This is a genomic window from Snodgrassella sp. ESL0304 (assembly GCF_013344995.1).
GTDB lineage: Bacteria > Pseudomonadota > Gammaproteobacteria > Burkholderiales > Neisseriaceae > Snodgrassella > Snodgrassella alvi.
Map to the genome: position 1 here is coordinate 1 of NZ_JAAEDR010000022.1, position 5,479 is coordinate 5,479.

Below are 5,479 nucleotides of genomic sequence, written 5' to 3' on the forward strand. Positions count from 1 at the left end.
ATCAACCGGGTTCTTCTATAGGGAGTCTGGCGGTGTCCTACTTTCACATGGGCAATCCATACTATCATCGGCGCTAGGTCGTTTCACGGTCCTGTTCGGGATGGGAAGGCGTGGGACCAACCCGCTATGGCCGCCAGACATTAAACTGTCAAATCAGAAAGCCTTAATCTCGGTGATGATGTGTATTCATCAGTAAGCTTTATCATTCTCTGTGCATTTTCTGCACGAAGTTCTTCAAATGATAGAGTCAAGCCTCACGAGCAATTAGTATCGGTTAGCTCCAAGTGTTACCACTCTTCCACACCCGACCTATCAACGTCCTGGTCTCGAACGTCTCTTCAGAGGGATTAAATCCCTGGGGAAGTCTCATCTTCAGGCGAGTTTCACGCTTAGATGCTTTCAGCGTTTATCTCTTCCGAACTTAGCTACCCGGCGATGCGACTGGCGTCACAACCGGTACACCAGAGGTTCGTCCACTCCGGTCCTCTCGTACTAGGAGCAGCCCCCGTCAAACTTCCAACGCCCACTGCAGATAGGGACCAAACTGTCTCACGACGTTTTAAACCCAGCTCACGTACCACTTTAAATGGCGAACAGCCATACCCTTGGGACCGACTACAGCCCCAGGATGTGATGAGCCGACATCGAGGTGCCAAACTCCGCCGTCGATATGAACTCTTGGGCGGAATCAGCCTGTTATCCCCGGAGTACCTTTTATCCGTTGAGCGATGGCCCTTCCATTCAGAACCACCGGATCACTATGTCCTGCTTTCGCACCTGCTCGACTTGTCGGTCTCGCAGTTAAGCTACCTTGTGCCATTGTACTATCAGTCCGATTTCCGACCGGACCTAGGTAACCTTCGAACTCCTCCGTTACTCTTTGGGAGGAGACCGCCCCAGTCAAACTGCCTACCATGCACGGTCCCCGATCCAGATTATGGATCCGGGTTAGAACCTCAAAGTCACCAGGGTGGTATTTCAAGGACGGCTCCACAAGAACTAGCGTTCCTGCTTCTTAGCCTCCCACCTATCCTACACAAGTGACTTCAAAGTCCAATGCAAAGCTACAGTAAAGGTTCACGGGGTCTTTCCGTCTAGCAGCGGGGAGATTGCATCTTCACAACCATTTCAACTTCGCTGAGTCTCAGGAGGAGACAGTGTGGCCATCGTTACGCCATTCGTGCGGGTCGGAACTTACCCGACAAGGAATTTCGCTACCTTAGGACCGTTATAGTTACGGCCGCCGTTTACTGGGGCTTCGATCCGATGCTTGCACATCTTCAATTAACCTTCCAGCACCGGGCAGGCGTCACACCCTATACGTCCACTTTCGTGTTTGCAGAGTGCTGTGTTTTTATTAAACAGTCGCAGCCACCTATTCTCTGCGACCTCTCATAGCTTACAGAGTTAATCCTTCACCATAAGAGGCATACCTTCTCCCGAAGTTACGGTATCAATTTGCCGAGTTCCTTCTCCTGAGTTCTCTCAAGCGCCTTAGAATTCTCATCCTACCCACCTGTGTCGGTTTGCGGTACGGTTTCATTCAAACTGTAGCTTAGTGGCTTTTCCTGGAAGCGTGGTATCAGTCACTTCGTGTCCGTAGACACTCGTCATCACTTCTCGGTGTTGAGCACCCGGATTTGCCTGAGTGCTCCACCTACCGGCTTAAACGATCTATTCCAACAGATCGATGACCTAACCTTCTCCGTCCCCACATCGCATTTGAATCAAGTACAGGAATATTAACCTGTTTCCCATCGACTACGCATCTCTGCCTTGCCTTAGGGGCCGACTCACCCTACGCCGATGAACGTTGCGTAGGAAACCTTGGGTTTTCGGCGACAGGGCTTTTCACCCTGTTTATCGCTACTCATGTCAACATTCGCACTTCTGATACCTCCAGCATGCTTCTCAACACACCTTCTTCGGCCTACAGAACGCTCCCCTACCATGCCAGTAAACTGGCATCCGCAGCTTCGGTTACAGATTTGAGCCCCGTTACATCTTCCGCGCAGGACGACTCGACCAGTGAGCTATTACGCTTTCTTTAAATGATGGCTGCTTCTAAGCCAACATCCTGGCTGTCTGAGCCTTCCCACTTCGTTTACCACTTAATCTGTCATTTGGGACCTTAGCTGGCGGTCTGGGTTGTTTCCCTCTTGACACCGGACGTTAGCACCCGATGTCTGTCTCCCGAGGAACCACTTGATGGTATTCTTAGTTTGCCATGGGTTGGTAAGTCGCAATGACCCCCTAGCCATAACAGTGCTTTACCCCCATCAGTGTCTTGCTCGAGGCACTACCTAAATAGTTTTCGGGGAGAACCAGCTATCTCCGAGTTTGTTTAGCCTTTCACCCCTATCCACAGCTCATCCCCGCATTTTGCAACATGCGTGGGTTCGGTCCTCCAGTACCTGTTACGGCACCTTCAACCTGGCCATGGATAGATCACTCGGTTTCGGGTCTACACCCAGCAACTCAACGCCCTATTAAGACTCGGTTTCCCTGCGCCTCCCCTAATCGGTTAAGCTCGCTACTGAATGTAAGTCGTTGACCCATTATACAAAAGGTACGCAGTCACGGATTCCTCCGCTCCCACTGTTTGTATGCATCAGGTTTCAGGTTCTGTTTCACTCCCCTCCCGGGGTTCTTTTCGCCTTTCCCTCACGGTACTGGTTCACTATCGGTCGATGATGAGTATTTAGCCTTGGAGGATGGTCCCCCCATCTTCAGACAGGATTTCTCGTGTCCCGCCCTACTTGTCGTATACTTAGTACCGCCTCTGAAATTTCGAATACGGGGCTTTCACCCTCTGCGGCCAAGCTTCCCAGCTTGTTCTTCTATCTCAGTGACTATCATATACTGGCTCCTGCGCGTTCGCTCGCCACTACTTGCGCAATCTCGGTTGATTTCTTTTCCTCCGGGTACTTAGATGGTTCAGTTCTCCGGGTTCGCTTCTCTGTACCTATGTATTCAGTACAGGATACCATGCTTATACATGGTGGGTTTCCCCATTCGGATATCGCGGGATCACAGCTCTATTGCCAGCTCCCCCACGCTTTTCGCAGGCTTACACGTCCTTCTTCGCCTATCATCGCCAAGGCATCCGCCTGATGCACTTATTCACTTGACTCTATCATTTCAAGAACCTCCTGACTTCGTCAGCATACCGTTGACTAGTATCTCTGACTTAAGGCCTTTACTCTCATAAAGCTTACTGCTTTGGTTGTCTGAACAACGCCTTTTGTGCTCGTTGTTCAGCGATACAATCATCACCCAATTCTTGCAGCACTTCTCTTCTTCTGTCTCCAGAATCAGTTCTATGCTCCAATCTTTGTTTGTTGATTTCGGCTTTCCAATTTGTTAAAGATCGATGCGTTACTTCGCAAATTAAAATCAGCTCTCTGAACTGCCTTTAATTTCCAAAGTATTTTACTGAACCCCTTCTCCTCAGAGTGGTGGTGGAGGCAAACGGGATCGAACCGATGACCCCCTGCTTGCAAAGCAGGTGCTCTACCAACTGAGCTATGCCCCCTCTGTCCTTAAATAAGTGGTGGGTCTGGGAGGACTTGAACCTCCGACCCCACGCTTATCAAGCGTGTGCTCTAACCAGCTGAGCTACAAACCCAGTTTATTCAGTCTCTTCTCGCATCTTTTCAGTTTACCGATAAGTGTGAATGCCAGTCAGCCCCTTCTTTTCTCTAGAAAGGAGGTGATCCAGCCGCAGGTTCCCCTACGGCTACCTTGTTACGACTTCACCCCAGTCATGAAGCATACCGTGTTAAGCGACCTCCTTACGGTTAGTCTACCCAATTCTGGTATCCCCCACTCCCATGGTGTGACGGGCGGTGTGTACAAGACCCGGGAACGTATTCACCGCAGTATGCTGACCTGCGATTACTAGCGATTCCGACTTCATGCACTCGAGTTGCAGAGTGCAATCCGGACTACGATCGGCTTTCTGAGATTGGCTTCACCTCGCGGCTTCGCTACCCTCTGTACCGACCATTGTATGACGTGTGAAGCCCTGGTCATAAGGGCCATGAGGACTTGACGTCATCCCCACCTTCCTCCGGTTTGTCACCGGCAGTCTCATTAGAGTGCCCAACTTAATGATGGCAACTAATGACAAGGGTTGCGCTCGTTGCGGGACTTAACCCAACATCTCACGACACGAGCTGACGACAGCCATGCAGCACCTGTGTTACGGCTCCCGAAGGCACTCTCCTATCTCTAAGAGATTCCGTACATGTCAAGACCAGGTAAGGTTCTTCGCGTTGCATCGAATTAATCCACATCATCCACCGCTTGTGCGGGTCCCCGTCAATTCCTTTGAGTTTTAATCTTGCGACCGTACTCCCCAGGCGGACAATTTCACGCGTTAGCTTCGCTACTAAGACATCTAGTGTCCCAACAGCTAATTGTCATCGTTTAGGGCGTGGACTACCAGGGTATCTAATCCTGTTTGCTACCCACGCTTTCGAGCATGAACGTCAGTGTTATCCCAGGAGGCTGCCTTCGCCATCGGTATTCCTCCACATCTCTACGCATTTCACTGCTACACGTGGAATTCTACCTCCCTCTGACACACTCTAGTTAACCAGTTTCAAATGCACGTCCCAAGTTGAGCTCGGGGATTTCACATCTGACTTAATTAACCGTCTGCGCTCGCTTTACGCCCAGTAATTCCGATTAACGCTCGCACCCTACGTATTACCGCGGCTGCTGGCACGTAGTTAGCCGGTGCTTATTCTTTAGGTACCGTCAGCACCAGGTGGTATTAACACCCGGCTTTTCTTCCCTAACAAAAGTCCTTTACAACCCGAAGGCCTTCTTCAGACACGCGGCATGGCTGGATCAGGGTTCCCCCCATTGTCCAAAATTCCCCACTGCTGCCTCCCGTAGGAGTTTGGGCCGTGTCTCAGTCCCAATGTGGCGGATCATCCTCTCAGACCCGCTATGGATCGTCGCCTTGGTAGGCCTTTACCCCACCAACTAGCTAATCCAACATCGGCCGCTCAAATAACGCGAGGTCACTAAGATCCCCCGCTTTCCCCCTCAGGGCGTATGCGGTATTAGCCATCCTTTCGGACAGTTATCCCCCATTACTCGGTACGTTCCGATGCATTACTCACCCGTTCGCCACTCGCCACCAGAGAGCAAGCTCTCCGTGCTGCCGTTCGACTTGCATGTGTAAAGCATGCCGCCAGCGTTCAATCTGAGCCAGGATCAAACTCTTATGTTTAATCTTAGCTTTTTTGTAATCCCGAAGTTCCCTCCGGTTTCACTGGTCTGCTTCAAAGTTATTGACAAGAAATGTTTTTATCTTGTCTCTCTGAATCAGTGTGAGGCCGCTTGGCACTCACACTTATCGGTAATCTGTTCTGTTAAAGAGCGTTGCTTTCGACTGCGTTCTACTTTAAACTGTGCGTTTGTTTCGTGTCGCGTCATCAGCGAAGAAGGCGAACTATACGCCTCC

At 50.7% G+C, this 5,479-nt stretch carries 2 tRNA genes and 3 rRNA genes; all 5 read right to left on the reverse strand.

Annotated features, from left to right (window positions below):
• Nucleotides 1-24: 24 nt before the first annotated feature.
• Nucleotides 25-138: ribosomal RNA gene (rrf, locus tag GYX91_RS10940) — 5S ribosomal RNA — on the reverse strand.
• A gap of 105 nt (nt 139-243) precedes the next feature.
• A 23S ribosomal RNA gene (locus GYX91_RS10945) occupies nt 244-3,133 on the reverse strand.
• 326 nt (nt 3,134-3,459) lie between these two features.
• Nucleotides 3,460-3,535, reverse strand: a tRNA-Ala gene (locus GYX91_RS10950).
• A 16-nt stretch (nt 3,536-3,551) separates the two neighbouring features.
• Nucleotides 3,552-3,628: transfer RNA gene (locus GYX91_RS10955), tRNA-Ile, on the reverse strand.
• Nucleotides 3,629-3,705: 77 nt separating this feature from the next.
• A 16S ribosomal RNA gene (locus GYX91_RS10960) occupies nt 3,706-5,245 on the reverse strand.
• The 16S, 23S and 5S rRNA genes sit together here with 2 tRNA genes alongside, the layout of an rRNA operon.
• Nucleotides 5,246-5,479 lie beyond the last annotated feature (234 nt).